The organism is Rhizobium sp. 2YAF20, from assembly GCF_052114685.1.
Lineage (GTDB): Bacteria > Pseudomonadota > Alphaproteobacteria > Rhizobiales > Rhizobiaceae > Rhizobium.
Genome location: NZ_JBFRFF010000029.1, coordinates 64,470 through 90,522, shown reverse-complemented (window position 1 = coordinate 90,522; position 26,053 = coordinate 64,470). Strand labels below are relative to the sequence as shown.

The window sequence follows — 26,053 nt, the reverse complement described above, 5'->3', positions numbered from 1 at the left end:
GCGTTATTGAGGCAACCAGTGGCGGAATAACGAGCGTCAATGCACGCCGATGTCGCTCTGCGTATCTGATTCCAATTGCAGGCAGGCGGGCCAAAGTGGCGTCTTGTGGAAGGATCCGTCCTGGAAGAGCGTGAGCCCCTCTCGTGCCTCATAGAGCAAACCGAGCCAGCACAAGCGTCGAAAGACGCCATATTGGAGATCGGATTTCAACTTCCAGGCTTCTATGGTCATCTCGGTGTCCGACAGAGCCGCCAGGTCTGGATAGAGGATCTTCACAACGTCCATTGGCGTGCATCCTTCTCTTGCCTTGATATTGAGAAGATTGAGGAACATGCGCCACCAGCGTAACCGCGCTCGGACCTCCTCTTCCCGCTCGGTGGCGTGGACATACGAATAGAGATAATCCGTGGCGACCAGATCGAAGAAGGCTTGCGGGTTCACCAAAAACTCCCGGCCGCGTTTGGTTGGCAGCAGCACGTCCTTTTTCCGGCGAAGAAGTTTCAGATGACGGGCCATGTCGCGCACGACCCAAAGCGGCGGCATGTCGCTTTCATTGAGCACCTTGTTCATGTTGTAGAGGTCTTCGGCTGTGAAGCCTGGCCAGAGGAAGTGCACAGCGGCCCAATGCACGAACTTGCGGTTCATGGCGCCGGTCGCAGTCAATCCTATGCCACCCTCACCGTCAGCATAGGCAACCGAAAGAAGCATGCCGCGAAGAAGCGGTGACAGCGCGGCGACATCGACGTGCCCCTGCAGGTTGATTTCCGGAAGCATCGTGCGGCCCTACCCTGCGCCATGCAAGTGCCAGCGAGTATCGAGCGGCAAAAGAACAATTGCTAGTGAGAAAGCTAAAGCCGAAGAGGTTGCATCCCACCCGCCCCCGCTCCGCCCTTTCAACCCGGCCCAGCCGGTCGGATCGGGGGCTGATCGTCAGAGCCAGTGTCGCAGTTCTAAATGGCCGGCGGCGTCCCGCCCCTAATCAGATTTGACATTTGTTTGTACCGCAAAGTTGAAGTGTCCTGTTTCTGCAAAGTAGAAGTGTCACACTCCCCGCGTTTTGATGGCTGGGAGCTTGCGGATGGGATTGATAGCGATGAGCGAGCGCGATCTGCAACGGATCGAAGTTCTGTCGAAGGTTGTTGATGGTCGCATGACGCTGGTGACGGCGGCACATGTTCTTGGCTTGAGCACGCGCCAGGTGCATCGGCTTTTAGACAGGATACGGACAACGGGTGCGGCGTCGATCCGGCACAAGGCGATCGGCCGGCCGTCGAACAATCGGATCAGCGAGTGTTCGGGATTATGCGGTGACGCTGGTTCGCGAACGCTATGCCGATTTCGGTCCAACCTTGGCAGCCGAGAAGCTTGCCGAAACAAAAAAAGACCCGCCACCGAGAGTGGTGACGGGTCAAGTAATGGGGATGCTATTTCAATCTATGTCTGCATTAATATTAGGCGCTTTGAATATACATTGGTCAAGCGCTAAAGTTGTGTTGTTTTGACGCTTACGCCTTATGCATGCGGGCGATGCACTCGTTGAGCCCGCCGAGGTCGCCCCTGATGCCAGACACCGCACCAAGGATCTCGTCCTTGATGCCGCGCATGCCCGCCCAGGAATAGCAATGGCATGCCGACACGAAGCCCACCGGCGCGCCGATAGTGAGCGTCGCTTGGGGCATTGAGGCCGCAGCGCTCCATTCTTTCGAACTAATCACAGCAAGAAAAGCGAACGCAAAAACACTGACTTAAAGTGGTCGGAAAGGTATTCCGAAGCGGACTTAGGTAGTCATTTTAGGTGCTGATAGTTGCGAAAGGATTAATGCGATTAATCCTAGAAGTAATAATCCGTGAACGTTTACTAGCACGCAAGGCAACGCGGTCATCAATCAAGATTATTGTAATTAACATCATCATTAACAAAATCTTATACTACAGACAACCTTAAATGGGAGAGTCACGACATGACACGGTATGGAGTATTGGTAGCGGCGAGTTTCACTATTCTACTTGCTGGAACAAGTCTGACAAGAGCTCAGTCAGTAGTAGATTGCATTAAGCCCCCGGTCGGATCGATCGAAGCAGCTTTATGCCTGCCGACAGCGACGATCTCTGGTCCAAACAATTCGACCGGCGAGGCCGGCAGCCGCGGCGATCGGAACGCCGGCGGCATCGGCGGCTCGCGTGGAAATAGTAGTGCATCTGCAGGCACCAGTTCCAGCAGCGGCACGAGTGGTAGCGGTAATTCCGGTACCGGCAACGGCGGAAGTAATTCCGGCAGCGGAAGCGGCGGCAACTCGGGCAGCAGCGGCGGCTCGGGCAACGGTTCGAGCGGCGGAAGCGGCTCCGGCGACGGTGGCAATTCGGGCGGCACCGGTGGCAACGGCGGTAATGGCGACGGCGGCAACGGCGATGGCGGCAACGGTGACGGCGATCACCATGGCCATGGTCATGGTCATGGCCACGGGGATGGTCACGATGGAATGGGCGATCACCACGGCGACCATCACGGCGGTGACGGCAAAGGCGGTGACCACCATGGCCGGGGAGATCATGGGCATGACCACGGCAAAGGAGACCATCACGGCAAGGGTGATGGCGGCGATCACAACGGCCGCGGCGGTCACGATGGCCACGGCCATGACGGCAAGGGCCACTCGGGCGAAGGCGATCATCACGGCCGGGGCGGCGATGGGCGGGGCGATCACGGTCACGATGGTGACAGCCGAGGCCATGAGAATGTCGCCGGCAAGGGTGGCGACAAGTGAGGCCGGAATGACCATGACGGCGGCGACTATGGCAAAGGCTTCGATCACGGTCACGATGCCTCGAAGGGCGACGGTGGCAAGGGCGGCAATCAGGGCCATGACAACGATGGCGGCAAAGTCGGCGACAATGGAGACAACAAGGGCAAAGGTCACTTAGGCCTGACCCAGATCCTACAAGGTTTGCTATCGCCTTGTATCTGGTGCTAGCGAAGATTGGCCCCGCCTCGTGCGGGGCCGCTGGCTTTAACGCCGTTCGATGAGGGATGATTTCAGTGCCCAAGATCACGACCGGGCTCAACGATCGCCCGAAGGATTCCACGATCGCGCAGTCCGGCCCTGGTCTTCCGGACGATAGTGGCGCGCCGACCGGGCGGCCCGGTAAAAACCCGATTAGGTTCGATCGGCTCCTTCCGCCGCCCGAAAGGATTATCCGGGCATGGACTGTTGCGAGACCGCTCGCCAGTTCATACGTTCTGTGATCCAACCTCACAGGAGCAGAAGATGCAGATCGACCTCACAGGCAAGACCGCGCTAGTCACGGGATCGACAGAAGGCATTGGATACGCGATCGTCCGTCAACTCGCGAGGGCGGGCGCGGACGTGGTGATCAACGGACGGTCCAAAGAAAAGACCGCGAAGGCAGCCGACCGGCTGAAGGGCGAAGGCGCCAGGGGAAGCGTGACCGCGGTCGCAGCCGATCTGGCAACCGCGGAAGGATGCGACGCTCTCGTCGCCAAAGTTCCTCATGTGGACATCCTCATCAACAACGCGGGCATCTTCCAACCGCTCGACTTCTTCGATGCGGACGACGAGGTATGGGACCGTCACTGGCAGGTGAACGTGATGTCGGCTGTCAGGCTTTCGCGCGCCTATCTGCCGGGCATGCAGAAGCACGACTGGGGCCGCGTCATCTTCATCGCGTCGGAATCCGGCTTCAACATCCCGGTCGAGATGATCCACTACGGCGTCAGCAAGACTGCAGACATCGCGGTTGCCCGCGGACTGGCCAAGCGCATGGCTGGCACGGGCGTCACTGTCAATTCCGTCCTGCCCGGCCCCACGCTGTCCGAAGGCGTCGAGGCGATGCTCGCCGACGAGCGTGTGAAGACGGGGAAGCCGATCGAGGAAGTTGCAGCGGACTTCGTCAAGAGACATCGTAGCAGCTCGATCATCCAACGAGCTGCGAGCGTCGAGGAAATCGCCAATCTCGTCACCTACCTGGCCTCGCCTTTTGCGTCCGCAACGACCGGCGCTTCGATGCGCGTTGACGGAGGGCTTATCGACACGCTCTGACCGGCTCACGTATGTCCACCCCTCTCGCCCAAATCATCAATCTATCTTTCGGGGGGTCTCACTGCTGTAGATGCGGCGGGCTGCCGCGGTGGAATGCGGCAAAGACGACTTGCTCGGTGACGATGCCGTCGGCGTCGTGGGTGAAATACACCGATTTCGACGAACCGCGCCTTTCAGTCGTCGTGTCGGGGCAACGCTCGAAGATCTTCAGCCCATCGGAACTCCGAAGAACACCAGAACTGCGCCCGTGGCTTGAGATCCTGTCGCTGGTTCATCGTTCCTAGCCTGATGCCGACCTGAGCAGCGTCCTGCAGCTCACCTGTCGTATCGATTGGAATGTGCGTCGAAGGATTCGCCTTCCCGGTCAGCAGGCCAATCATTGACGAAAGCGAGTGCTTTCCTCGAAACGCCGGACGGCCGCTAAATCGTAGTGCGCGGCCGGCTTTGGAGGAAGACCAACCCGACCCTTTCCGAAGAGGAACGAAAGCGTCGAGTGCGCGAGTTAATGACGTGGTGCGGCCATCAAACTATTTTCGGACATGTTCCGGCTTCCCTTTGGTCTTCGTGGCAGCGAACTCTTCAAGTTGCTTCTCGCTCATCGATTCGACCATTTGCTTGGAAGCGCCCTTGAGTTCACTTTTCGGTGTCTCACCGCGTTTTGCTGAAAGGGCTGCACCTGCGGCTTTTTGTTGAGCTTTCGACTTGGCTGGCATATGGGCCTCCTGTTTTCATCCGAAACGCCCAACTTCAATGCTGGTTCCGGGACGCAGACCGCATATCTCAGGCCGAAGCGGCTGGGATCTTCTTTTTGTCAGCCAGCGCCGGGAACACTCTGCCGCATAGACAGTTGTTCTCCCTCACAACCGGGAGACCATCATGAACCGCATCGTCATCGCATCACTCGCCCTCGTACTGGCTGGCCCGGCCCTCGCCCAGTCCGCAGCCGAAAAGACCGGGGTGAATTCCCTGATCGGCATCGCGCCAAAGACCGAAGATTTTGTCGTGGAAGCCGCCACCAGCGACATGTTCGAAATCGAGTCCAGCAAGCTCGCGCTTGTTCGATCCGACGCCGCGACGAAGAACTTCGCCCAGCAGATGATCACGGATCATGAGAAAACCACCGGCGAACTGAAGGGCCTCGTGACAAGCGGCAAGGTGCAGGCGACGCTACCGACAGCCATGACGTCCTCACAGCAGAGCATGCTCGACAAACTCAAGAGCCAGCAGGGCAACGACTTCACCAAGCAGTATCACTCGGACCAGGAGGCCGCTCACAAGGATGCCGTCGATCTCTTCAAGCGCTATGGCGACGGCGGCGACAACGCCTCCCTCAAGGCTTGGGCGTCAGCGACGCACCCTGCCCTGGTTCATCACCTGGAGATGGCCAGGGATCTGAACAAGTAACGCGAGCGACAAGGAGATCGTCATGCCAAAATTTCCGAGACCGCCGTTCGACACGCCGCTGCAACCCATGCCGGGTTTGACCAATGGCATGTCGCCGGTTCCGGACCATGGCGAGCATAGCTATCGCGGATCCGGACGCCTGTCTGGCAAGAAAGCCGTGATCACAGGTGGCGATTGCGGCATCGGCCGCGCGGTCGCCACCGCCTATGCCCGCTAAGGCGCCGACATCCTGATTGCCTATCTCGATGAGGACGAGGATGCCAACGAAACCAAGAGGTGGATCAAGGAGGCCGGACGAAAGGCCGTTCTGGTGCGCGGCGACCTCCAAAGTGCCGGCCATTGCTGCCATGTCATCGAGGAAGCCCGTGCCAAACTCGGCGGCATAGACATCCTCGTGAACAACGCCGCCCATCAGGCGAGCTTGGAGGATATCGAAGACATATCGGATGAAGAATGGGAACTGACGCTCAAGGTCAACATCCACTCGATGTTCTACCTGACGAAGGCCGCCGTCCCGTACATGAAACCCGGCAGCGCCATCGTAGACACCGCCTCGATCAGCGGCTCCTCGGTGCCCGGTGCTTCCTGCGCCACCTGGCCGATGCGACAACCAAGGGAGCGATCCAGAACTTCACGTCTGGCCTGGCGCAACTCCAGGCCGAAAAGGGGATCAGGGCCAACGCGGTTGCGCCTGGTCCGATCTGGACTCCGCTCATTCCCTCGACCATGCCGGAGGATGCGGTGAAGAACTTCGGCAACAGGTTCCGATGAAGCGTCCGGGGCAACCCGCCGAGCTTGCAACCACCTACGCCATGCTGGCCGACCCACTCTCCAGCTCCGTATCTGGAACGATGATCGGTGTCACCGGCGGTAAGCCGATCATTTAAATTCCGGGCGTCGTTGCGGCGACGATACCGTTTCAGGATGTGATCTGGCTCGCTGAGTGCAAACACACCATCGAGACCACCGGATTGCTGCCGGCGGGCCGACCCACACGCCTAATCGCGGTACGGAGAGGAAAGCATATGCCGCTGTCGATGAGAGAGGACATGCCACCGTTCATTACCAGGGAGAACGCACACATTCCCATGACCGATGGCAACGCCGACTGGCTAGTCATCGTCACTCGCGAAGCCATGGAGGACGTCTCCGCGCCGCCCGAGATCTCGATGGGCTGGTTGATGGACCACCTCGCCCTATTCGGGAAGGTTGCGAGCTACAAGTTGGAGCACGGCCGCGCCGGAAGTGAGGCGACGGTCTGGGTGCAGAGCGAAGACGTCCCGGAATGGAAGGCGCAATCCTCGGGGCGCAACAGTGCCGCCGACGGCGACGTGCGAAACGAGTTACCAAAGTCTCGGTGAACCTTCGCGTGCGATTCGAGCAGAGTGGCAGCCGATCGTTGCCAACTGAAATTTTCCAAGTGCCCTGCCCTCCGATGCGCATCTGAGCCTCTGTCGGCAAACGCGAACCCCAGCTCTGACGGAGCATCAGGTCGAGTTTTGACCCAGACCTGGCTTCGTTCCGCGCAACGTCAGAACAGTATCGCGATGCCTTCGGTGATGGTCAGCCACGCGGGTGGATTAGAACGAACTACTCTCAGGCGTCTCGGCAAAAGCCACGAAAGCGCTTCAGGCGTTCAACCTGCTGGGGCTACATTCCATTTTCGTTTCATTTCCTTGCCCCACTTTTTGGGGTCTTCTTCGTGCATTTTTTTCATTTTCTCCGCCACGTCAGGATGCTTCTGCATTACATGGGCTGTCATCTTTTTGACCATTTCGTCCCATGTCTGTGCAGAGAGCTTCTCATCGCATGCGCCGCCGAGTTCGCGGCATGTCATCGTTTTCATCTGACCTCTCCTGGTTTGGTCGAGAGGAAACATCTGATTTCCAGGAATAGTTCCGGGTAAATCGGACTGACGAACATGATATCCTGACTTAAAGTCCTTAGGAATGTCCCTTTTTGGCCATGCCGCGACGCAGCGCGCAATGAAAATCAGGGTGAAAACGACGTAGAACTCAACACTCCACCTCTTTCAGGCGCTTCGACGTCGATTCCACAACGGATCTGGGGAAAGTGAAGCCCTATCCCACAAAAATATCACGCAATCTGGCCAGCAGGCTGCGATGTGCTTCAGTGGATATCGTACGGATATGATGGGCCGCGTTCGACGCGCTGAACGTTGCCCCGAAATGGCAGTGGCAAACAAGCCTGTGTAGCTGATTGTCCGTCAGTTCGAAGAACCGCTTGGCTTCGCCGTAGCTATCATTGTCCAATCCGGCTGCCCGCAGAACCGGATCGTCAAACGCCACCGAGATCGGCGAGCCGTCGCCGCGCATGACTGCACGCTCCGTGACCGATCGGTATTCGGTCCCGTGCAATGTTGAAAGGAGTCGGTGAGGGTTTCGTTCGAGCAACTCCGCCCAGCGGTCGAGACGTTCGCGACGCGACATTGCAGGGTGCGGGTAGTAGTGATTGACCTTGGCGACATTCTGCAATTGCTCAAGTGCATGGTGTTTCATCTAGGCCTCCTATTCACAGATAGCTGGCGCGGCAACGGCGACGAGCTTCATCTTCATGACGCTCTCCATCAGTTCGTTGCACTCCACCGAACGGTGGAGCTGCGGTTGAAACGTCAACTCCATCCAAGCCGTTCCAGCTTGGGACTTCAGTCCAGCGAGGCCCCAGACTTTGGTCTGATTTCGCGCGCGGGCCAGCGCCGTTGCATAGATCAGATCGGGCTCGACGATCCACTCGCCTGGCTCGAGCGCGGCAACATCGAGGCGGCCAGAGGCGACCCGGCTGGCCAAGCCGACAAAACGATAAACGCTGCCCTGATCGTCCCGGACCTGCTCCCGAACAAGTTTGGAACCAAGCCTGCATGTAACGCTCCTTCGAAAGCGATTCCGTGCAGAATGTAGTATTCGAACGGAGAGTGTCGCGTCACCGAGATTATGACGTTGAGCAATGGGGTTGGATAAGACTTAGCCATCTTTTCGCGAGCCTGCTCTGTCGGGAACATGCATCGGATTTGAGCGCCACTTTCGGTTCGACGACGCTCCCAGGCCTGAACCTCGGTTTTGAGCAGGTTGCGGTTGTCGATGCGGCGGTCAAGACACTGTCGGCGCATGACACCGATCTCGATCTCGGCCATATTGAGCCAGCTCGCGTGGGGCGTGTAGTGGAATTCCAGACGTTTCAAAATCCGACGCGCCTCGGCGGCTGGGAAGGTCTGATAGACAGCGGAGGCCGTGTGGGTTGATAGGTTATCCATCACGACACGGACCCGGTCGGCGTCGGGATAATCGACGTCGATGAGGTCGCGCATGCAGACGGCGAAGTCCTCGTTGGCGCGCCGATCTGTGACCTTGACCTTGCGCCACGACCTATTGGCGTCGACCATAACGAAGAGGTTGGCCGTGCCATTGCGCTTGTATTCAGAATGGTAGCGATATCGCTTTCCCGGTTTCTGCACGATAGGCACGCGCACCTCGCCGATGAGCTGGATCGGACTTTCATCGAAGCAGACGACTGGTCGCTTAGGATCACGCGGCTCGGCGTAGAGATCGAGGAGATCCTCTATCCGGGCGATATATTCGCTATCGATTTTGGCGATGCACCACATCTTCTTCTGCCAAGGCTTCAAGTCGTTGTCGTCCAGTCTGCCGCGGATGGTTTCGCGCGAGACACTTTGATGTTCGACTACTTCCAGCAGCGCGTTGGCCAGAAGCTTCAAGGTCCACCGGGCACAGCCTTTGGGTGGATCCGAGCAAGCCAGAGCGACCAGTTGCACCTCTTCCTTGCCACTCAGCTTTCGAGCCGCCCGGGGCCGCGGCTCTTCACTGAGGGCAGCCTCCAGACTGATCTCTACAAGGCGTTTTTTGGTGCGGTAGATGGTCGAGCCGCCGGTCTGCACCGAGGCCTCGGTGGCATTGTCGCTGACACCGGCGTCCGCTGCCAGCAGGATCTGCATTCGCTTGAGCCGGCGTACTGGCTGCTTGCCGCCACTCACCGAAGCGCGAAGCTCGTCGCGTTCGGCCTGGCTAAGATCGACTCGATATCGTACGTTTATTCACAAAGCCCTTCATAGTGGAGGGCCTTGGATGAATCCAAAATGAATCAATTGCTTGACTAAAAGACGCCCGCCAGGCCAGCCCCTTTCACTGCCAAACAGGGCCAGTACCTCGCCTTTCATATGGGCCTATTCACAGATCAATGACCGTGCCCCAGCCGAGGCAGACTTCCAGCGCTACTTCAAAGTCACCGCACCCTCAGTCCACCAGATGCTAAAGACCCTCGATCAAAGCGGATTGATCCAAAAGTAACCAGGCGTGGCTCGCAGCATCCAGCTGCTCATCCCGCCGCAAGACCTGCCAATTCTCGGCATAGACCAATCCGTCATAATCTCGGTGACGTGAAACTAGTCGATAACGGGGCAACCGCGTCTGTTGGCAAAGAACATGCGGTCGGGACCGCCGTCATTCCAACCACGGACCATAATACGTCGACCGTCCATCTGGATGGAATCGATACGTCGAAAGCCTTCGGCGCGCGCGGCGTCGACGAGGTCACGCCGGCTGCAGCCACCGTGGTCCCAGTCCCGCGGGCGATCCCAATTCTGGTCTTGCCTGTGGTCCCAACGTGGCTGCCCATAGCCCTCATCGTTGTAGTACTGCGCCAAGGCAGATGAAGACATCACCTGTGCTGCGGCCACTCCAGCCAACGCAATGTAAGAAATTCGTGTGAATCGTCCGAACATCGTTCTTTCCTCTGGATATGGATGACAGGCCTATTAACCAACCAACAAGACCTCAACGAACCAATATCCCGTCTCCTGGATGCCGTTGGGGCGGTTCAATCAATGCAGCTAGTCGGGTAGGCATAACCCTAATTTAGTGTCGGGAGGCTGCGTTTATCGGCAAGCTCGACGACGTATTCATCCGCAATCTCCGCGATCACGAGTGCTACCTCGGCCTCCCTCCATCCGGCCGAAACAGCGTTCAGCACCAGTTGCCGGAAGGCCGAATTGACGGCTGATTCGCAATCAAGCCAACGCTCCGGATAATCATCGTGTTGTTGTGGCGAAGTAATCTTTTCCACGTTGCTGCTCCTAGTTCCCTGCCGACTAAAGACCGTTGCATGACTGTAGACGATTTGGCTCCCGACCCTGTGGGCCGTGGCGTCCAGAGATTTCTGCACGTCCGAGGCCCGATACCGATGGACGGGGGCGTCGGCCCCCGTCCATCATTCGTCAGTCGATGACGCGAACGACCTTGCGCGACGAAGGCTGGACGATCACGCGTTGATGATTGACGACGGCGTAAGCGTAGTGAGTATCTTCGGGAATGGGTGTCACCACGACCGAGGTCGGCAAGGGTTCGCCAACAACGATCTTTTCCTTTACGACGACTTCATCGCTGGGAAGCGGTTGTTGCTGCACGTAGGTGACGACCTTTTGCGGCGGCGGATCGATCGCCGTTCCAACGATTGCCCCCGTAACGCCGCCGACGGCAGCTCCAACTGGGCCTCCGATTACGGCACCGGTCGCAGCACCGCCAGCGGCACCGGTGACCGTGGACGATTGGGCTTGGGCCCCGCCCGTCAACAGGCCCAACGAGGTCGCGACAATAGCGATAAGTTTCATCTGCATGATGTTCTCCATGACTGCGTTGAACTCCACCGACAGTCCCTAGAAGACGTCGAACGGTGGAGCTGCAGTTGAAACGTCAACTCCATCAACCCGTTCCAGCTTGGGGCTTCAGTCCAACGAGGCCTCAGACTTTGGTCCGATTCCGCACGGACCAACGTCAGCGCTGACCCACAGACGGCTTGCAAAGTCGGCTTTATCGCCACTTAGGATATCGGCAATCACGGTCGCGACGATGCGATCTCGGGGCAAGTGAGAAACGCAGTTCCGCATCTCGATCATGAGAAGAATAAGGGCATCATCGAGCATCTTTTCTGCCTCAGCAAACCGCTGACCGGTACCGAGGGCGCGTGCCTCACCGTACCGCATTGCTTTAGTGAGAACGTGCTCGGCGCAGCGTAAACAGTCCTCACTGGGCCTGACTATGTTCAGAGCAACGCGAAGGTTCACCGCGACTTGCAAGCTATATGCAGTCGCCGAAAAGTCTGTCGTTGCGCCAGGCGGGCGCGTGCGCTCCAAAAAAATATACCATAGGGGAACCAAGATCATTTCCCTTCCGCTCTTAGTTGCAAATCGACGAACGTCGTGCCACGCGCCAAGATCTGGCGGGCATAAATGCGATTTGGCAATGGAGGGTTCCGGCATCGGGCTTCGGTCCAATCGGAGTTGGACTTCCGGCCCACGATCGATGAGACTATGGTCCGGTGAGAGGCCGTCAATGGTCCGAAAAAGCAATTGTTTCGGGAACGTCGCTGAGCTGATTGAATTTCATTTGGTAATATAGATCCAAGATCAGCCGAACCTGCCGATAGTGTTTGCGGTTGGCTGACTTCCGTCGCGCCGGGAACCACGACATCGACCTGGCTCGCGCCATCAAAGATCACCTTGAGGACGTTACGATGCCTTCACGCAGAGGATTCTTGCTTTCGTTCGCATTTGGTGTCCTTGTCGCGGCTCCCTACCAGCCGATGTTCAAAGCTCACTTCCTCGAATTTGCCCTCGATATGGTAATCGCAAAGGACGGCAATAGCGGCAACGCCGGTAATGGCAACGGCAATTCCGGCAACGGGAATGGCAACGCTGGCTCTGGAAGCGGAAGCGCGGGCAATGGCAATTCCGGAAACGGAAACGGAGGATCTGACAACGGCAACGGCAAAGGAAATTCCTTTTCGGGAAGCGTCGGATCAAACAATGACAGCTCTGGCAAAAATAACGACACCGATAGCAATGGTGGGACGAAAGGATCTGCTGCTTCGCACATAGGCGCGGACGGTTCGATCGATGTGCAACACCCTGATGGCCTGAGCGAGAGAATACAAAATGGGCGCTATGTCATGAAGGATTCGAAAGGGCGCACCATCATAAACCGACTTGCGTCAAAGGCCGATGAAAGCAGACTTCGATCATTTATTCACTGATCTGGAAGTCGATCGATTGCGTCCCGCGACACCAGGGCGGCCTCGGTTCTGTTCGAGACGCCAAGCTTTGCCATTATTTGTGTCATATGATGTTTGATGGTTTTCTCGTGAAGGTCGAGTTTCAGGGCTATATGTTTATTGCTCAGACCCTGTGTAACGAATTCGAGAACTTCCCGTTCGCGAACGGTAAGCTGTCCTATGCGGTAAGCTTTCGCGGAAGCCGCTGGTGCGCCCGATATTATCCGCGCCGCGAGCGTCGGAGCGACATAGGTCTCCCCCGATGCAACGATATGGATTATCTCTGCAAGCGTTCGTGACCCGACACCCTTGAGCGCATATCCCTTTGCGCCATGGTTGAGGGCCCGCGTCACGTCGTCGGCCGTTTCCGACACCGTCAGCATAATGATCTTCTGATCAGGAACGCGGTCCAGAATGAGTTGAATGGCTTCCACCCCGCCTCCAGGCATCGAGATATCCATCAACACAACGTCTGGCCTGAGCGTCTCAGTGATCCGCACCGCGTCGTCCCTCGTGCCCCCATCACCCAGGATGACAAAGCCTCCTATTTCCAAAAGGCTGCGTATGACTCCCTCCCGGAAGAGCGGGTGGTCGTCAATTACCGCCAGACTTATCTCTGCTGTCATGCCTTTTCCATCTCTGAGGCTCCCAGCGACATTCTCACCGTCGTTCCATGACAGGAGGTCCTTATTTCGAACGCTCCGCCAAGGGATTCGATGCGTTCTCGCAGGCCTGCCAGACCTAGGCTCGAAGGGCGCAATTCATCTGGATCGAACCCGTCGCCCTTGTCACTCACTTCGATCGCAACGTATCGATCGTCGGCAATGGCTTTGACTTCCTGTCCCAGGCCCCCGCCGTGGCGGAAGGCATTGTTGAGGGCCTCCTGCACGAAACGATAGACGCATATTTTCCCAGACGGCGTTAAGGACGGCGGCTGCTTTAAATTGGACAGTGACACGCAGGTGCCAGTCCGTTGTTGATGTGCTCGCACAACGCGATCCAAGATCTCGGTCAGGCTTGCGGCCTCGATCTGCGGCAGCACCAACCCGCTGCAGATGCTTCTAATCTCTGCCATCGCATCGTCGAGACTGGATTTGATTGACGAGAGTTCCGCCCGGCGCAGCTTTGCGGACGTTTTCGGATTGACCAGCACGTCGCTGTCGATCCTCAGTGCTGCGTAAGCAATCAGTTGCGCTGGGCCGTCATGCAGATCAGCGCCGAGACGCCGCAAATAGCTTTCATTCGTGGCTGTCGCTCGTTGCGACGCCCGCTGAACATGGGAACGGAGCGCTTCGTTTTGCTCAAGGAGCGCTGACAACTCACCGATGCGCTGTTTCAGAGCTGACCGCTGGCTCTCGATCGTCCGACTGCCCCGAAACACAATGGCAGAGAGGATGAGAAAGAACACAAGGGTAAAGGTCGCAACCACCACCCAGCTTCGAATTCTTGCCTCTTGAAGGCTGCGCTGAAAACCTTCGGCGACCTCGTAAAATTCGGCAACGGCGACAACCTTGCCCGACCAGGGCTGCAGAACCGGATTGTAAATCTCCAAAAGCGGCTTGCCGCTCGCCCTTTCTTTCGTATCCTGGCTATCGTCCAATCGATTGAACTTTGCAACCATCGATCCGGAAAACGCCAACTTGAGATTTGGACTGACCGCGAAGCGCTTTCCGACCATCTCCTTATCGTTGGAATAAAGGATGGTGCCGTCTCCACGCCATAGCCGAAACGACATCAGGCGTGCACCGAGCGCGCCCTGGCCGAGGGTCTCATCCAGCGCACGGGCGACCGCATCGTCAAGAACCTGCGTCGTCTGCATGTCCGGAAGCAGTGGCGCGACAACGCTATCGACGTAAAGCGCCGTCGTTGCCGCAGAGTTGCGCGTGACGGCGTCCTCGATAAGGTTGGTGACAAATACCCCCACTACGACCATGGCGAAAAGCGAGACAAGGCTTCCCGCCAACATAAATCGTCTCGCAAGCGATTGGCTATTCCAGGCGGAAACAAATCGGACCGACAAAGGCGATTCTAGGGAGGTCGCTGGCATGGATGACCTCTGAAAAGGGCAAGCTACATTCCACTAGCTATGGCGATTTTGAGACTCGTCAATAATTGCTGGTGAAAATAAGACCCGCCGTCATCTCCGAAGCGCAATACGATTGCGAACGTCGTACCACGTTGTCGCTGGCAATTGCCAAGGCCTGCCGATTGGATGCTCGTAATGTGCCCATATGTATCTCCTGATTGATTTAATGTGTGAAACGTCGCGCAGCCCCTTGGAACCGCGAAGCGGAACGCTAGCATGTGCGCTGCGAGGAAGCATTGGGGGGAAGGCGTGAATTGCGATTGGAGCGGCGCGCGAGCGCGCCGTATCAAGTTGCTGAAGGCTGGCATCTCGCTGCTGATTGTCCTGGCCGCGATCAGCTATCCGGCGATGATCTTATTCCGCGCCATCTAACCGGTTCGGCGCAGCTCGACGGAAATTGGTGATTTTTGTGGTAGCCCTTAGGGCTATTGAAGTCCGAAAAATCTGGAATTATCTTCTTCCTTTGTCGTTCCACTTGGAGGATGAAGCGATGAAAGATGGGAGCATAAGGCCAACTGACGAGCCCCTCGAATCACGAGATCTCGCCTTATGCCAAAGGGTCCACAACAGAGCTTGTGACGACCAGAAATTTGCTCCCGGCTCGGAAGAAGCCAATCACCTCGCGGCCCTGACCATCCTCCTATATCGGGAAGGGGTAAGAGACGAACGCAAACTTTTGGAGTTGGTAAGGGCGGCGCATGGCATTCAATTTGGCCGCCATGACGCCAAGCGCGGAAGGAAACCGCTGGACTGAGACCGTCACCACTATAGGCGAACGAGCGCGAGATTGATCCGTGAGCGGGGCGGCCAGGTGTCGCTGTGAGGGGACATGGAATGACACCTGGCCTTTCTAACGAAGCCCGAGCCGGCCGAGGCGAAGACCGGGCTAGCATGCCAGTAGGTTCCGATTGATGGTCCTGGAAGCGTCGGTGTAAGAGCGCCGCAACTGCATCGGACATCGGAAAATCCTCAGTTTTCTGAAGCGATCGCGTTGAGATTTCAAAATTGAGACGTTGCCGGCACCTTGACTTCGGTTCGCGCTCTGTCAGCGACTGCAGGAGCCCGACGTTAGCAGCCAGATGAGGTCTCTCTGTCGCGGTCTAGTTGCGGTGACTTTGTGGCCTTCGCCAATGCGGCGGCAAGCTGCTTCTGGCTGAAGGGCTTCGTTAACCGAACGAGGTCGACGCCTTGATCAGACGGAAGTTCCGCGTAGCCGGTGGCGAGGACAAGACCGAGGTCGGGTCTCAGCTTGGCGACTTCTTCGGCGAGCTGCACGCCTGTCATCTTCGGCATGGCATGATCGGTGACGACGAGGTCTATGCCCGCTGTCTGCTCGAGCATACGAAGCGCCTCTTCTGCCGACTGGGCCTCGATTGGCGTGTGGCCGAGATCTTCCAGCATGAGCACGGTGTTCATCAGGACCAGCGGATCGTCGTCGACGGCTAGGACCGTCAGCGGCCGAACGGCGACCGGCGTCTCGTCCACCTGTGGGATATCGATCGCGTCCGGCGTCTCCATTTCCGTTGCTACCGGAAGCCAAAGTTCGGCGGTTGTTCCTCGGCCCTTCTCCGACCTCAGCACAAGCTTGCCGCCGGACTGCGCCATCAGGCCCTGCACCATCGATAATCCTAGTCCTGTGCCCTTGCCTATTCCCTTGGTCGTGAAGAATGGCGTCGTCGCGGCTTCGAGCGTCGTGGCATCCATGCCGTCGCCCTGGTCTTCGACCGAAAGGCATACATATCGGCCCGCTTTCAGTTGCGGAATTTGTCCGTTTGCAATCTGTCTCGTCACTGCCGCGAATGTGATCTGTCCACCATCCGGCATGGCGTCGCGCGCGTTTACGGCCAGGTTGAGCAATGCGCTTTCGAGCTGGTTCTGGTCCGACAGGACCTTCGGCAGCACGAGCGGAAAGTTCGTCCTGATCTCGATTTCCGGACCGATTGATTGCTGAAGCAGTTCGGTCATGCCGCGGACGAGGTCGACGACGTCGACGGACTGAAGCTCGAGTTCCTGTTTTCGGGAGAAGGCGAGCAGCCGCTGCGTCACGGCGGCACCGCGTTGCGCTCCTTTTATCGCGTTGTCGATCATGGGCACGACGTCCTCCCCCCTTAGAGCCCGCCTCCGCGCGATCTCGAGACTTCCGAGCACCGCCATAAGGAGGTTGTTGAAGTCGTGGGCCACGCCGCCGGTGAGCTGGCCGACGGCCTCCATCTTCTGCGCCTGGAACAGTTCCTCGCGAGCCTGGTCCAGTGCCCGCTGAGATTCCCTCTTTTCGGTGATGTCGCGGGTGACCTTGGCGAATCCTAGCAGTTCGCCCTCCTCATTCCGGATGGCGTCGATGATGACGCTTGCCCAGAAACGTGTCCCGTCCTTGCGGATGCGCCAGCCTTCTTTTTCGAAGCGTCCTTCGGCAGCGGCGGTTTCCAGCGCCTTGCGCGGCAGTTCGTCGGCACGGTCCTCCTCGGTGTAGAAGCTGGAGAAATGTTGCCCAATGATCTCTTCGGGCTGGTAGCCCTTAATCCGCTGCGCGCCTGCGTTCCAACTCGACACGTTGCCTGTCGGATCGAGCATGTAGATCGCGTAGTCCGTGACGCCCTGCACAAGGAGCCTGAACTGTTCTTCGCTCTTCCTCAGCTCCGCCTCGGCGGCCCTGCGTTCCGACAGGTCGCGGGTGATCTTGGCAAAGCCCAGAAGCTGTCCGTTCGGGTCGCGAATGGCATCGATGACGACGTGCGCCCAGAAACGGTTCCCGTCCTTGCGGACGTGCCAACCCTCGTTTTCGAAACGGCCCACCGACGCCGCAGTCGCCAGCGCCTTCGCCGGAAGTCCTGAAACCTTGTCCTCGGGAAGGTAGAAATTAGAGAAGTGCTGACCGAGGATTTCCCGCTCGGAGTAGCCCTTCAAACGCTGCGCGCCTGCATTCCAACTGCTGACATGGCCTTCGGTGTCCAGCATGTAGATCGCATAGTCGGTGATGGCGTCGACCAACAGTCGGTAACGGCCTTCCATCAGGGGCCTCTGCAAGGTCTCAACGGTAGCGGTCATGGCAGCCTCGGCGTTCAATATCGGAGCCCTCTGGTCTGTTAAGTATCCCGAATGCGCGACACGTAAAGGGCGGACCTTTGGTGTAGTGACCTAGACTTCAATTTACGAAGGATCTCAGCGGCATCGGACGCAAGCGTGGCTGCGGCCATTTTTAGGATGAAGGACATGTTGTCGTCCTGAGGTCGATGGCAGCGATGGATCATGCGATGACGCGCGACGAGATCTTGAAGAACCCGCTCGCAGACATCGCCCTCGAAAACGGCGAGATGGCCGTCCACAATCCGCCGGTCGCCGCCGCGGAAGCTGACGCTACGGCGCCGCCGCAAACGCGATGTCGTCCAACCTTGCGCAGGAGCTGGCCATGGCGCCGTGGCTCGAAAGGAACATCGTCTCCGTCACGGCCAGGTTCCTGACCCTTCGGGAGGCGCGTGAGAAGACAAGCTCTGAAGATCGTCCATCCCATACCGGACGATTCGGTTGCGGGCCGGAACAAGCGGCGTCGAGCAACGTTGACAGCGCGTTCCAAACAATCGCCATAGGAGGACATCATGGCCGCCGAAAAGACCCTGAACGACCTTTTCCTTGATACGCTCAAGGACATTTATTTCGCGGAGAAGCAGATCCTGAAGGCTCTTCCGAAAATGGCCCGCGCCGCCCAATCCGAAGAAGGCAAGGCTGGGTTCCTGCAGCACCGGGACGAAACGCAGGGCCAGATCGAGCGCCTTGAGCAGGTGTTCGAACTTGTCGGAAAGCCGGCTCGCGGCAAGACCTGCGAGGCCATCCAGGGCATCATCGCCGAGAGCGAGGAAATCATGGAGGACTTCAAGGACTCCGTCGCGCTCGACGCTGGCCTGATTTCCTCGGCGCAGGCGGTCGAGCACTACGAGATCGCCCGCTACGGCACGCTGATCGCCTGGGCAAACCAGCTCGGCCTCAAGGACGCTGTTCCCCTTCTCCAGGCAAACCTCGCCGAAGAGAAAGCCACCGACAAGAAACTAACGCAGCTCGCTCAAGCTTCTGCCAATGCCAAGGGCAAGAAGGCCGCTTGAACCAGCTCCAGTCCAACAAGAAGGCCGTCCGCCCGGACGGCCCATTTCCTGTCAGCGCACCACAGTATCTAAGGGGCGATACAATGGCCAAAAGGACGACGAAGGTAACACCGTCGGACATCGCAACTGTTCATGACCAGAAGCTTCACCGAGGCGAAGGCGGCGAGCTTCATCAGTTCGCTGAAGACGGACAGCCGGTACTGACGACCGCCCAGGGCGGCCCTGTCGCCGACGACCAGAATACGCTTCGCCTCGGGGCACGAGGCCCGGCTCTTATCGATGACTTCCATTTCCGCGAGAAGATCTTCCACTTCGACCACGAGCGCATTCCCGAACGGGTCGTGCATGCCCGCGGCTATGGTGCGCATGGCTTTTTCGAGACCTATGAATCGCTAGCGGCCTACACGCGCGCCGACCTCCTCCAGCGTCCTGGCGAGAAGACCCCGGTCTTCGTCCGTTTTTCGACCGTGGCCGGCAGTAAGGGGTCGGCGGATCTCGCCCGCGACGTCCGCGGCTTCGCTGTGAAGATGTACACGAAGGAAGGCAACTGGGACCTCGTCGGCAACAACATGCCGGTCTTCTTCATACAAGACGCCATCAAATTTCCAGACGTCATCCACTCCGTGAAGCCGGACCCGGACCGGGACTTTCCGCAAGCACAGTCGGCCCACGACAATTTCTGGGACTTCATCAGTCTGACGCCGGAAAGCATGCACATGATCATGTGGGTGATGTCCGATAGGGCGATCCCGCGCTCATTCCGTTTCATGGAAGGCTTCGGCGTCCACACGTTCCGTTTCGTCAACGCTGCGGACGTGTCCACCTTTGTCAAATTCCATTGGAAGCCGAAGCTCGCCCTGCAGTCGGTCGCATGGAACGAAGCGGTCAAGATCAACGGGGCTGATCCGGATTTCCACCGGCGTGATCTCTGGCAATCAATTCAGTCGGGCAACTTCCCCGAATGGGAGCTGTGTGTCCAGCTCTTCGATCAAGACTTCGCCGACAGCTTCGAATTCGACATCCTCGATCCGACCAAGCTTATCCCGGAGGAAATCCTTCCGGTCCAACCGATCGGACGCCTCGTCCTTGACCGGATGCCCGACAACTTCTTCGTGGAAACCGAGCAGGTCGCATTCATGACGCAGAACGTGCCGCCGGGCATCGACTTCAGCAACGATCCCCTCCTCCAAGGACGAAACTTCTCGTACCTCGATACGCAGTTGAAGCGCCTGGGCGGACCGAACTTCACCCAGCTGCCGATCAATGCGCCCAAGTGTCCGTACCACAGCTTCCAGCAGGACGGGCACATGGCGATGCGCAATCCGGTTGGCCGGGTGAACTACCAGCCGAATTCGTTCAATGAAGGGCCGCGGGAGTCGCCCGTTCAGGGCTACCGTCACTTTCCTTCCGAAGAACAAGGGCCGAAGGTCCGGCTGCGTCCCGAGAGCTTCGCCGACCACTACAGCCAGGCCCGTCAGTTCTACATCAGCCAAACGCCGCCCGAGCAGCGGCACATCGCGGCGGCATTGACGTTCGAGCTAAGCAAGGTCGAGACAGCAGCGATCCGCGAGCGCATGGTTTCTCATCTCTTGAACGTCGATGAAACGCTGGCGACAACAGTCGCCCAGAAGCTCGGCTTCCAGTCGATGCCGAAACCGGCGGACGCCGCAATGCCGACCCGTCAGGATCTGGAGCCGTCGCCGGCGCTCAGCATCGTCGAGAACGGTCCGAAGCGCTTCGAGGGACGCAAGTTGGGTATCCTCGTTACCGATGGTGTCGACGCCAAGCTGCTGAAGGACCTGATAACGGCAATCACCAAGGAGAAGGCGGTATTCGAGCTGATCGCGCCCAAGATTGGCGGGGTCGCGGCATCCGACGGGACGTGGGTCGAGGCGCATCACATGATCGATGGCTGCCCGTCGGTCCTCTTTGACGCAGTCGCTCTGCTGACTTCGATCGCGGCGATGGACGACCTGTTGAAAGAGGCGTCGACGCGAGACTTCGTCGCCGACGCTTTCCAGCACTGCAAGTACATCGGCTACGATCAGTCGGCGCTGCCGCTGCTCGAGAAAGCCGGGATCGCTGACGCTCTCGACGAAGGCATCCTTGCCCTGCCCGGAGAAGACGGTGTTTCGGCGTTCGTGTCAGAACTTGGCAAGCTTCGGGTCTGGGGTCGCGAACCATCAGTGAAACTCGGCCAGGCGTCGCCGCCGATCAAGTGACGGTCCCATCAGGCGTGGCAGAGATGCCGCGCCCGTATTCACTGCATCGTTGCGTGAACCGTATACGGCCGGGCGATCTCCGGCCGCATCTCGAACATCCGTCGGAGCAGGCGCGTCGCCTCGTCCATGACGAAGACAACGTCGGTCAGCCGCTCTATTTCTCTAAAGACCCTGAACGCCTCAACGTCGTCTAGGCTGCCGCTTCCGATCAGCCGTCTCGCCCTGTCGATTAGACGTTCCGTACGAACTACGATGTCCAGGCTGTTTCGTATGATGAGTTCGAGCATGCGTTTTCCCCTCGCTTGCATCTGCGAAGCGTGAGGGAGAATCAGTTCAGTCGCAATCCCGAAATCTTATAAGAGGCGGCCACGGATCCGATCGTAGAGATCACGCATCTCGTCGAGCGCCCGGTCAGAGCGGGAACGCGGCGGGGCGGCACGTAGTCCGGCAACAGCGAAGGCGACTGCTCCCGCGACCGCTGCCACCGTCACCAGCGTAGATACCGGATAGAGCTTCACGGTTGCTTCGGTCTGCCGAGCGGCCTGTCGTGCACCGCCCTTCACCGCCTGTGCCACGTCTGCGACCTGCCGCCGGAGGACGTCGACCTGCTTTCGCAGAGCACCGAGTGCTTGGCGGGCATCAATGTCGGATTGTGACGGGATGCCAGGGGAAGCCGTGTTGTTGTCCACAGTTCCTTTTGGAACGGGTTCGCCGATTTTTGTGGCGGTTGTGCCGAGTGTGGTGGTCTTGGTGGACTTGCGGGGCGGCATGATCATCTCCGTCGTTTGATCTTGTGGCAACTGCGGGAGCCCGGCGTTGTCACCGGTCGGAACGAAGTCGTCTAATGCACCAATTGGGACGTCGGCGCGTTGACGCGCGTGGAAGATATTCCGACGTAGGTTCCAATCAGTATCGTGGCGATCTCTTGGACCGTGCGATGCCCCTCGTTGTACAGTCTGAGCGCTGCGCCGCACAGGGTGTCGGAAGCCGCCTCGCCCGGTGGGACCTCGTAATAGCGGTACCATTGCTGAAGCGCCTCCGAAAGAACGGCGACATCCGGCTCGATGGTCTTCTCCCTCATTGGCGGCTCCTTTTCCGATATGTATCAAGCTAGGGCTCCCTGGTTGCGCTTCAACCGGTTGGGTCCTAGACGGACTTCAAATCCTCTTTCGAAGTGCGGCGGCTGCTCGCGGCGACCTCGGCTCGTCCACCGACACCTTCCGAAAGTTGGATGTCGGTGGCCAAGATGTCGCGTTCACACACGAGTTGGCGGAGCCCCTCGCCCATGTCGTCGGCGTGGGTCATGCCCGTCAGATGAACTCCGCCGATCGTTCGGCGTGGCTGGAAGAACTTCAGCGGCATTGATCGCGTGCATTAGCCGCGCCTTCCTGGCTTTTGGACCAGAGTTGTCTATCTCGTCACCACGCATAAGATGGCCTACCTCCAGCATTGTCGACGATATGGCTTGGAGGAACCGCCGCCTGACGGCCTAACGTCGTCGCCGGCAAGAAGGCCTAAGTCGCTGGTTCAGCAGTTGTTGGAGAGATGCCCGACGGACTAGAATCTAAGACCACAAAGGGGTTACTTCGAAAGCCGAGCGCCCTTGATGCGAAGCGTTACGAGCACTCCGCTCTTGGTCCATTCGTAGGCTATCGATCCGGCGAGAGGTCCGTCCACGGTCCGCCGAAGAAGCTTGCTCCCATATCCGCCGGTCCCTTCCGGTGGATCGGCCTCCGGGCCGCCTTGTTCGGTCCAGACAAACTCGACATCGTCACCCGCCATATTTCCCGAGACGTCGAGCGTGCCAGTGGCGACAGACAACGATCCGTATTTCAACGAGTTCGTGGCAAGCTCATGGATGACCAGGGCAAGATTGGTCGCCGCGGCCTCGCCAATACCGACACGTGGGACGGCAATCCTGATACGGCCCGCAAATGCGCCGGAATCATCGTATGGTGCAAGCAGAACCGTAAACAGATCGCCAAGCAGCGCTGCGCTTCCCTGCCCGCCAGGGAGCGGCCGGACAAGATCGTGAGCCCGGCCGAGGGCTGTCAGACGCTGAGTCAGTTGCTGGGCCATCTCTTCTTTAGAACTGGTGGAGCGCGAGGTGATCGTTGTCAGGCCGGCCGCAAGCGCCAGAAGGTTCTTGACCCGGTGGCCCATTTCTCCCGCCAGAAGCTCGTGTCCCTCCTCGGCCTGCTTGCGCCCCGTGACGTCCAGAAATATCCCAGTCATCTTGCGAGCGATGATGCCAGCGTCGTCGCCTTGGCCCCGCGCAGAAATCCATCGAACGTCCGAGGCTTCCGTCAATATGCGGAAGTCGATTTCATACGGGCCGACGATTGCTCTGGTCGCGACGAACGCCGCCCTCACTCTGTCGCGGTCCGCGGGGTGGATTTTACCTGAGAGGCTCTCGAACGTGAGGAGGTGGTCGTCAGAGAGATCCCAGAGTTCAAACCCCTTGGCATCCATCAAGAACTTATCGTCGTCCACATTCCACGTCCACAGGGCAACGCCCGCGGCCTTGATCGCATTGCGGAGCTGCCTGGGTTCCCATTCGGGAGTGTCGACTGCATGGTTGCTTGTCACTGGTTTCCGTCGCTTTATCTCTTGGATCGGACATAGTACCCCAATCTGGGCACAGGGTCGTCCTTGATTGTCGGAGCCCCTACGTTCTGAGATTGTGCTTGCAAACTATTCGGCCAAATCGAAGGGTGTACACCACGACTTCAAAATCGTGGGCTAAGAAAAACGACGCCACGATCAGGGACTTCGAATTGGTTGACCAAAACCCTACGGGACGCGAGGACTATCTCGAGGCCACCGACTACAAACGGCGTCCGCTAGCGTCAAGCCATTCATCGGGCCTGCCACCTCGATGTCGCTGAAGACGATGCGATATCGTCTCTTGCTTCCAAAATGAGAACGGCCTCGTCCGAGTTCGCCGCCTCGAGCGGTTCCAGTCCCGCGTCCTGGACGATCTCCACCGCTAACCTTGGCAGCAAGGGTTCGTCTTCAACGACGAGAACAGCGCGCCGTCCAAAAGCTGTATGTGCCATGCTATTTCCATATTGTTACTACCCAGAACCTATGGGGACGAGATTGGTTCCGGCGCGCCATGCAACTGGAGGCCGGCCCTGTTGACACGCGAACGCCTTGAAGCGGTCGGTGGAATCCGGCCTTAAGGGGCGAAGGCCGGCCGACCTTCGCTTCCAGCCTAGAGGCCCAGTTACCTCCTCGGCGACGCTAGTCTACGATGTATCAGACTGCTCACTTGAGCCAAGCAAACGCCCCGCGTGCCTTGCGGATCGGCTGGTCGGCGCAACGGCTCGCTGCGCCCCGCAAATTTCACCGCATCAAGCCAGCGGATCTCAGGGCGTCTTCGATGACCTTCTGAATGCCTTGCCGGCGTGCTTCGCCGGAGTGAAGAAGAGAGCCGTCCATTGTTGTATCGTCAGCAACCCTCTGCCGTGCCTCACGGCCTTCTTTTTCGAACGATGGCGTAATCCCCCAAGACCGCGCGATATGCCGCGTCGAAGAAATTCCTTCGTCCAGCATGTACGGCCCGACGCGACCATAGCCATCGCCGGCGTCAAGTGGGGTGCCATGCCCCATGCCGGAAATGCTCCATACTTCGATCAGATCGAGGCCCTGCGAATCCTTCCACATTTTTCGAAGGTGACCGTCGACGGTCTCGACAGACGTTGGCAATGAATCCACGTCATGGACAGCACGCCATTGCTCGACAAGCGCGTCGGCGTTGGCTGGGACTACCGTATTGTCGGCCGTTCCCTGCCAGATCGAAACCGTCGGCCAGGCCCCCCCGTGAGGGGAGGCCGATCGAAGCCGGGACTGAAGCTCCGCGGACGTGGGCATGCCATGGCCGCGCATGCGGTCGAAGGCCTCGGGGATTGTTGTAGCGGAACCGAACGGAAGCCCTGCAATGATGGCGCCGCCGGCGAACACCTGGGGATAGAGCACGAGCATCGCATTCGCCATCGCCCCGCCAGCCGAAAGCCCTGTGATGAATATCTGCTTTCGGTCGATGTCTATCATCGAGGCAACGGCGTCGATCATCTGTCGGATCGACATTGCTTCACCGCTGTCTCGCCTTGTGTCCTGTGGAACGAACCAGTTGAAGCAGAGATTTGCATTGTTCGCTCGTGTCTGCTCGGGAAACAGAATCGCGAAGCCGAATTCGTCCGCAAGCAGCGACCATCCAGATCCGATGTCATAGCCGGCTGCATTCTGTGTGCAGCCATGCAGCACCACGACGAGTGCAGTGCGGGCCTTCAAGTTCGACGGGATGTAAAATTTTGCGTGGAGCGCACCCGGATTTGAGCCGAATGATGTCAGAGCAGAAAGCCTGTTTCCCTGTGCGGGGAAGGCGTCCAGGCCTCCGCGCAAGCGGGCGAGCCGGGCGATGGTGTCGGATAGAGATCTCTTCACGGATGCTCCGTGGCCTTTGGCCGTTGGGGTGGGGTACGTCGCCATGTCGACCGGTGCGCACGAGATGGGAGGCTAGTGATCGACCGACCTGGCGGCCGCGTCGTGCCTGCTGCGGCCTGAAACCGAGCGCAAAAGAGTATAAGCCGGATTGAAGCGCGGCTCGGTGTCACCGGACGCGTTCGGTGCAGAAGACTGATCAACGCCATCTGAAAGGAATTGAAGCCAGGTCGGGCCGTTTGCTGGTGAGGCGACGTGAATCATCGGAATTCTCCATTTTGCTGCGATGCACAACAACACCGAGCTAAGCCGGAAGTTCCACTGTCCTCTGACCGGCAGCTCTCCCGCGTCTGCTTACAGGCGCGACAGCGATCACAGGGAACTTTTGGGCGTCTCTGACGGTTGACGAGAGCCCTCTTCTCGACAGGAAGACGCCATGACAGATGTCGCATCGACATTGGCGCACTACAGCTCAGTCGTCGCTGACATCAATACCCGCAGCCCAAAGTCCGCCAACGACGAAGACGCACACCAGAGAGGCAAGTCCGACAAAGCGCCATAAGTCGTGAAGCTGATAGGCACGGCGGAGCCAATCAATTATCTCGGCGATATCAACAATCTCCAGTTGAAAGTGCACCAGAAGCTTTCGGCGCCGTGGTTGCG

At 58.5% G+C, this 26,053-nt stretch carries 29 protein-coding genes and 4 pseudogenes; 13 read left to right on the top strand and 20 right to left on the bottom strand.

Going from position 1 to position 26,053, the window contains the following annotated elements; genetic code table 11:
* Positions 1-36: 36 nt before the first annotated feature.
* Positions 37-774 carry a hypothetical protein gene (locus AB4Z52_RS25970; protein ID WP_442220777.1) on the bottom strand — a complete coding sequence of 246 codons (738 nt, stop codon included), beginning with the start codon at positions 772-774 and terminating at the stop codon, positions 37-39.
* A gap of 304 nt (positions 775-1,078) precedes the next feature.
* Between AB4Z52_RS25970 and AB4Z52_RS25965 the strand changes: the two are divergent.
* Positions 1,079-1,373: pseudogene (locus tag AB4Z52_RS25965) on the top strand (helix-turn-helix domain-containing protein); the annotation flags it as partial.
* A gap of 132 nt (positions 1,374-1,505) precedes the next feature.
* Here the strand turns inward: AB4Z52_RS25965 and AB4Z52_RS25960 are convergent.
* The gene (locus tag AB4Z52_RS25960; RefSeq protein ID WP_442220776.1) at positions 1,506-1,679 is read right to left on the bottom strand and encodes a hypothetical protein; all 174 of its coding nucleotides are present in this window, start codon (positions 1,677-1,679) and stop codon (positions 1,506-1,508) included.
* A gap of 405 nt (positions 1,680-2,084) precedes the next feature.
* Entirely contained in the window at positions 2,085-2,918 is an 834-nt protein-coding gene (locus tag AB4Z52_RS25955) for a hypothetical protein (RefSeq protein WP_442220775.1), read from the bottom strand.
* 348 nt (positions 2,919-3,266) lie between these two features.
* Between AB4Z52_RS25955 and AB4Z52_RS25950 the strand changes: the two genes are divergently transcribed.
* Positions 3,267-4,058, top strand: coding sequence for an SDR family NAD(P)-dependent oxidoreductase (locus AB4Z52_RS25950; RefSeq protein WP_442220774.1), 792 nt, complete (start codon positions 3,267-3,269; stop codon positions 4,056-4,058).
* 527 nt (positions 4,059-4,585) lie between these two features.
* Here AB4Z52_RS25950 and AB4Z52_RS25945 read toward each other — a convergent pair.
* A complete protein-coding gene (locus AB4Z52_RS25945) occupies positions 4,586-4,771 on the bottom strand; it encodes a DUF3008 family protein (protein WP_442220773.1) in 186 nt (61 codons plus the stop codon).
* A gap of 163 nt (positions 4,772-4,934) precedes the next feature.
* Between AB4Z52_RS25945 and AB4Z52_RS25940 the strand changes: the two genes are divergently transcribed.
* The 5 genes and pseudogenes from AB4Z52_RS25940 (at position 4,935) to AB4Z52_RS25920 (ending at position 6,823) form a co-directional block, all read left to right on the top strand.
* On the top strand, positions 4,935-5,462 hold the full coding sequence (locus AB4Z52_RS25940; RefSeq protein ID WP_442220772.1) for a DUF4142 domain-containing protein: 528 nt from the start codon (positions 4,935-4,937) through the stop codon (positions 5,460-5,462).
* 22 nt (positions 5,463-5,484) lie between these two features.
* On the top strand, positions 5,485-5,679 hold the full coding sequence (locus AB4Z52_RS25935; RefSeq protein ID WP_442220771.1) for a hypothetical protein: 195 nt from the start codon (positions 5,485-5,487) through the stop codon (positions 5,677-5,679).
* Positions 5,680-5,688: 9 nt separating this feature from the next.
* Positions 5,689-5,976: pseudogene (locus AB4Z52_RS25930) on the top strand (SDR family NAD(P)-dependent oxidoreductase); the annotation flags it as partial.
* Positions 5,916-6,349 (top strand): annotated as a pseudogene (locus AB4Z52_RS25925) (SDR family oxidoreductase). The pseudogenes AB4Z52_RS25930 and AB4Z52_RS25925, both read left to right, overlap by 61 nt.
* A 138-nt stretch (positions 6,350-6,487) precedes the next feature.
* Positions 6,488-6,823, top strand: coding sequence for a hypothetical protein (locus AB4Z52_RS25920; protein WP_442220770.1), 336 nt, complete (start codon positions 6,488-6,490; stop codon positions 6,821-6,823).
* A gap of 275 nt (positions 6,824-7,098) precedes the next feature.
* Here AB4Z52_RS25920 and AB4Z52_RS25915 read toward each other — a convergent pair whose 3' ends face one another.
* The 6 genes and pseudogenes from AB4Z52_RS25915 to AB4Z52_RS25890 form a co-directional block, all read right to left on the bottom strand.
* Entirely contained in the window at positions 7,099-7,308 is a 210-nt protein-coding gene (locus AB4Z52_RS25915; RefSeq protein ID WP_442220769.1) for a DUF1059 domain-containing protein, read from the bottom strand.
* A gap of 235 nt (positions 7,309-7,543) precedes the next feature.
* Positions 7,544-7,981, bottom strand: a complete 438-nt coding sequence (locus AB4Z52_RS25910; RefSeq protein WP_442220768.1) for a hypothetical protein — start codon at positions 7,979-7,981, stop codon at positions 7,544-7,546.
* Positions 7,982-8,427: 446 nt separating this feature from the next.
* Positions 8,428-9,531, bottom strand: a pseudogene (locus AB4Z52_RS25905) (IS630 family transposase); the annotation flags it as partial.
* Between the two features lie 348 nt (positions 9,532-9,879).
* The gene (locus AB4Z52_RS25900) at positions 9,880-10,218 is read right to left on the bottom strand and encodes a hypothetical protein (protein ID WP_442220767.1); all 339 of its coding nucleotides are present in this window, start codon (positions 10,216-10,218) and stop codon (positions 9,880-9,882) included.
* Positions 10,219-10,346: 128 nt separating this feature from the next.
* Complete coding sequence (locus tag AB4Z52_RS25895; protein ID WP_442220766.1) at positions 10,347-10,559, bottom strand: hypothetical protein; 213 nt, start codon at positions 10,557-10,559, stop codon at positions 10,347-10,349.
* Positions 10,560-10,710: 151 nt separating this feature from the next.
* Positions 10,711-11,109: a DUF1236 domain-containing protein gene (locus AB4Z52_RS25890; RefSeq protein ID WP_442220765.1), complete on the bottom strand. Its 399-nt coding sequence runs from the start codon at positions 11,107-11,109 to the stop codon at positions 10,711-10,713.
* A gap of 249 nt (positions 11,110-11,358) precedes the next feature.
* Here AB4Z52_RS25890 and AB4Z52_RS25885 point away from each other — a divergent pair, with 249 nt between their 5' ends.
* The gene (locus AB4Z52_RS25885; RefSeq protein WP_442220764.1) at positions 11,359-11,508 is read left to right on the top strand and encodes a hypothetical protein; all 150 of its coding nucleotides are present in this window, start codon (positions 11,359-11,361) and stop codon (positions 11,506-11,508) included.
* A 419-nt stretch (positions 11,509-11,927) separates the two neighbouring features.
* Positions 11,928-12,524 (top strand): hypothetical protein, encoded by a 597-nt coding sequence (locus AB4Z52_RS25880; RefSeq protein WP_442220763.1) that lies wholly within the window; start codon positions 11,928-11,930, stop codon positions 12,522-12,524.
* On the opposite strand, the gene AB4Z52_RS25875 is transcribed toward AB4Z52_RS25880, so the two are convergent.
* Positions 12,518-13,168 carry a LuxR C-terminal-related transcriptional regulator gene (locus AB4Z52_RS25875; protein WP_442220762.1) on the bottom strand — a complete coding sequence of 217 codons (651 nt, stop codon included), beginning with the start codon at positions 13,166-13,168 and terminating at the stop codon, positions 12,518-12,520. The two genes, AB4Z52_RS25880 and AB4Z52_RS25875, sit on opposite strands and share 7 nt — an antisense overlap.
* Entirely contained in the window at positions 13,165-14,589 is a 1,425-nt protein-coding gene (locus AB4Z52_RS25870; RefSeq protein WP_442220761.1) for a sensor histidine kinase, read from the bottom strand. Before AB4Z52_RS25870 ends, AB4Z52_RS25875 begins: the two co-directional genes overlap by 4 nt.
* Positions 14,590-14,877: 288 nt before the next feature.
* Here AB4Z52_RS25870 and AB4Z52_RS25865 point away from each other — a divergent pair, with 288 nt between their 5' ends.
* Positions 14,878-15,000 (top strand): hypothetical protein, encoded by a 123-nt coding sequence (locus AB4Z52_RS25865; RefSeq protein ID WP_442220760.1) that lies wholly within the window; start codon positions 14,878-14,880, stop codon positions 14,998-15,000.
* Between the two features lie 696 nt (positions 15,001-15,696).
* Here the strand turns inward: AB4Z52_RS25865 and AB4Z52_RS25860 are convergent.
* Entirely contained in the window at positions 15,697-17,673 is a 1,977-nt protein-coding gene (locus AB4Z52_RS25860) for a PAS domain S-box protein (protein WP_442220759.1), read from the bottom strand.
* 548 nt (positions 17,674-18,221) lie between these two features.
* Between AB4Z52_RS25860 and AB4Z52_RS25855 the strand changes: the two genes are divergently transcribed.
* Together AB4Z52_RS25855 and catE are read left to right on the top strand one after the other, a co-directional pair.
* A complete protein-coding gene (locus tag AB4Z52_RS25855) occupies positions 18,222-18,722 on the top strand; it encodes a YciE/YciF ferroxidase family protein (protein WP_442220758.1) in 501 nt (166 codons plus the stop codon).
* 83 nt (positions 18,723-18,805) lie between these two features.
* Positions 18,806-20,944, top strand: coding sequence for a catalase C (catE, locus tag AB4Z52_RS25850; protein ID WP_442220757.1), 2,139 nt, complete (start codon positions 18,806-18,808; stop codon positions 20,942-20,944).
* Between the two features lie 38 nt (positions 20,945-20,982).
* Here catE and AB4Z52_RS25845 read toward each other — a convergent pair whose 3' ends face one another.
* The 7 genes from AB4Z52_RS25845 to AB4Z52_RS25815 all read right to left on the bottom strand — a co-directional run bounded on the left by AB4Z52_RS25845 (position 20,983) and on the right by AB4Z52_RS25815 (position 25,393).
* Positions 20,983-21,231: a hypothetical protein gene (locus AB4Z52_RS25845; protein ID WP_442220756.1), complete on the bottom strand. Its 249-nt coding sequence runs from the start codon at positions 21,229-21,231 to the stop codon at positions 20,983-20,985.
* Positions 21,232-21,297: 66 nt separating this feature from the next.
* A complete protein-coding gene (locus tag AB4Z52_RS25840) occupies positions 21,298-21,714 on the bottom strand; it encodes a hypothetical protein (RefSeq protein WP_442220755.1) in 417 nt (138 codons plus the stop codon).
* Between the two features lie 71 nt (positions 21,715-21,785).
* Entirely contained in the window at positions 21,786-22,025 is a 240-nt protein-coding gene (locus AB4Z52_RS25835; protein ID WP_442220754.1) for a hypothetical protein, read from the bottom strand.
* A 65-nt stretch (positions 22,026-22,090) separates the two neighbouring features.
* Positions 22,091-22,306, bottom strand: a complete 216-nt coding sequence (locus tag AB4Z52_RS25830) for a hypothetical protein (RefSeq protein WP_442220753.1) — start codon at positions 22,304-22,306, stop codon at positions 22,091-22,093.
* 219 nt (positions 22,307-22,525) lie between these two features.
* Positions 22,526-23,533, bottom strand: a complete 1,008-nt coding sequence (locus AB4Z52_RS25825; RefSeq protein WP_442220752.1) for a sensor histidine kinase — start codon at positions 23,531-23,533, stop codon at positions 22,526-22,528.
* Between the two features lie 269 nt (positions 23,534-23,802).
* Entirely contained in the window at positions 23,803-24,003 is a 201-nt protein-coding gene (locus tag AB4Z52_RS25820) for a hypothetical protein (protein ID WP_442220751.1), read from the bottom strand.
* A 289-nt stretch (positions 24,004-24,292) separates the two neighbouring features.
* A complete protein-coding gene (locus AB4Z52_RS25815) occupies positions 24,293-25,393 on the bottom strand; it encodes an extracellular catalytic domain type 1 short-chain-length polyhydroxyalkanoate depolymerase (protein ID WP_442220750.1) in 1,101 nt (366 codons plus the stop codon).
* 433 nt (positions 25,394-25,826) lie between these two features.
* Here AB4Z52_RS25815 and AB4Z52_RS25810 point away from each other — a divergent pair, with 433 nt between their 5' ends.
* Positions 25,827-25,952 carry a hypothetical protein gene (locus AB4Z52_RS25810; RefSeq protein ID WP_442220749.1) on the top strand — a complete coding sequence of 42 codons (126 nt, stop codon included), beginning with the start codon at positions 25,827-25,829 and terminating at the stop codon, positions 25,950-25,952.
* The last annotated feature ends 101 nt before the right edge of the window (positions 25,953-26,053 follow it).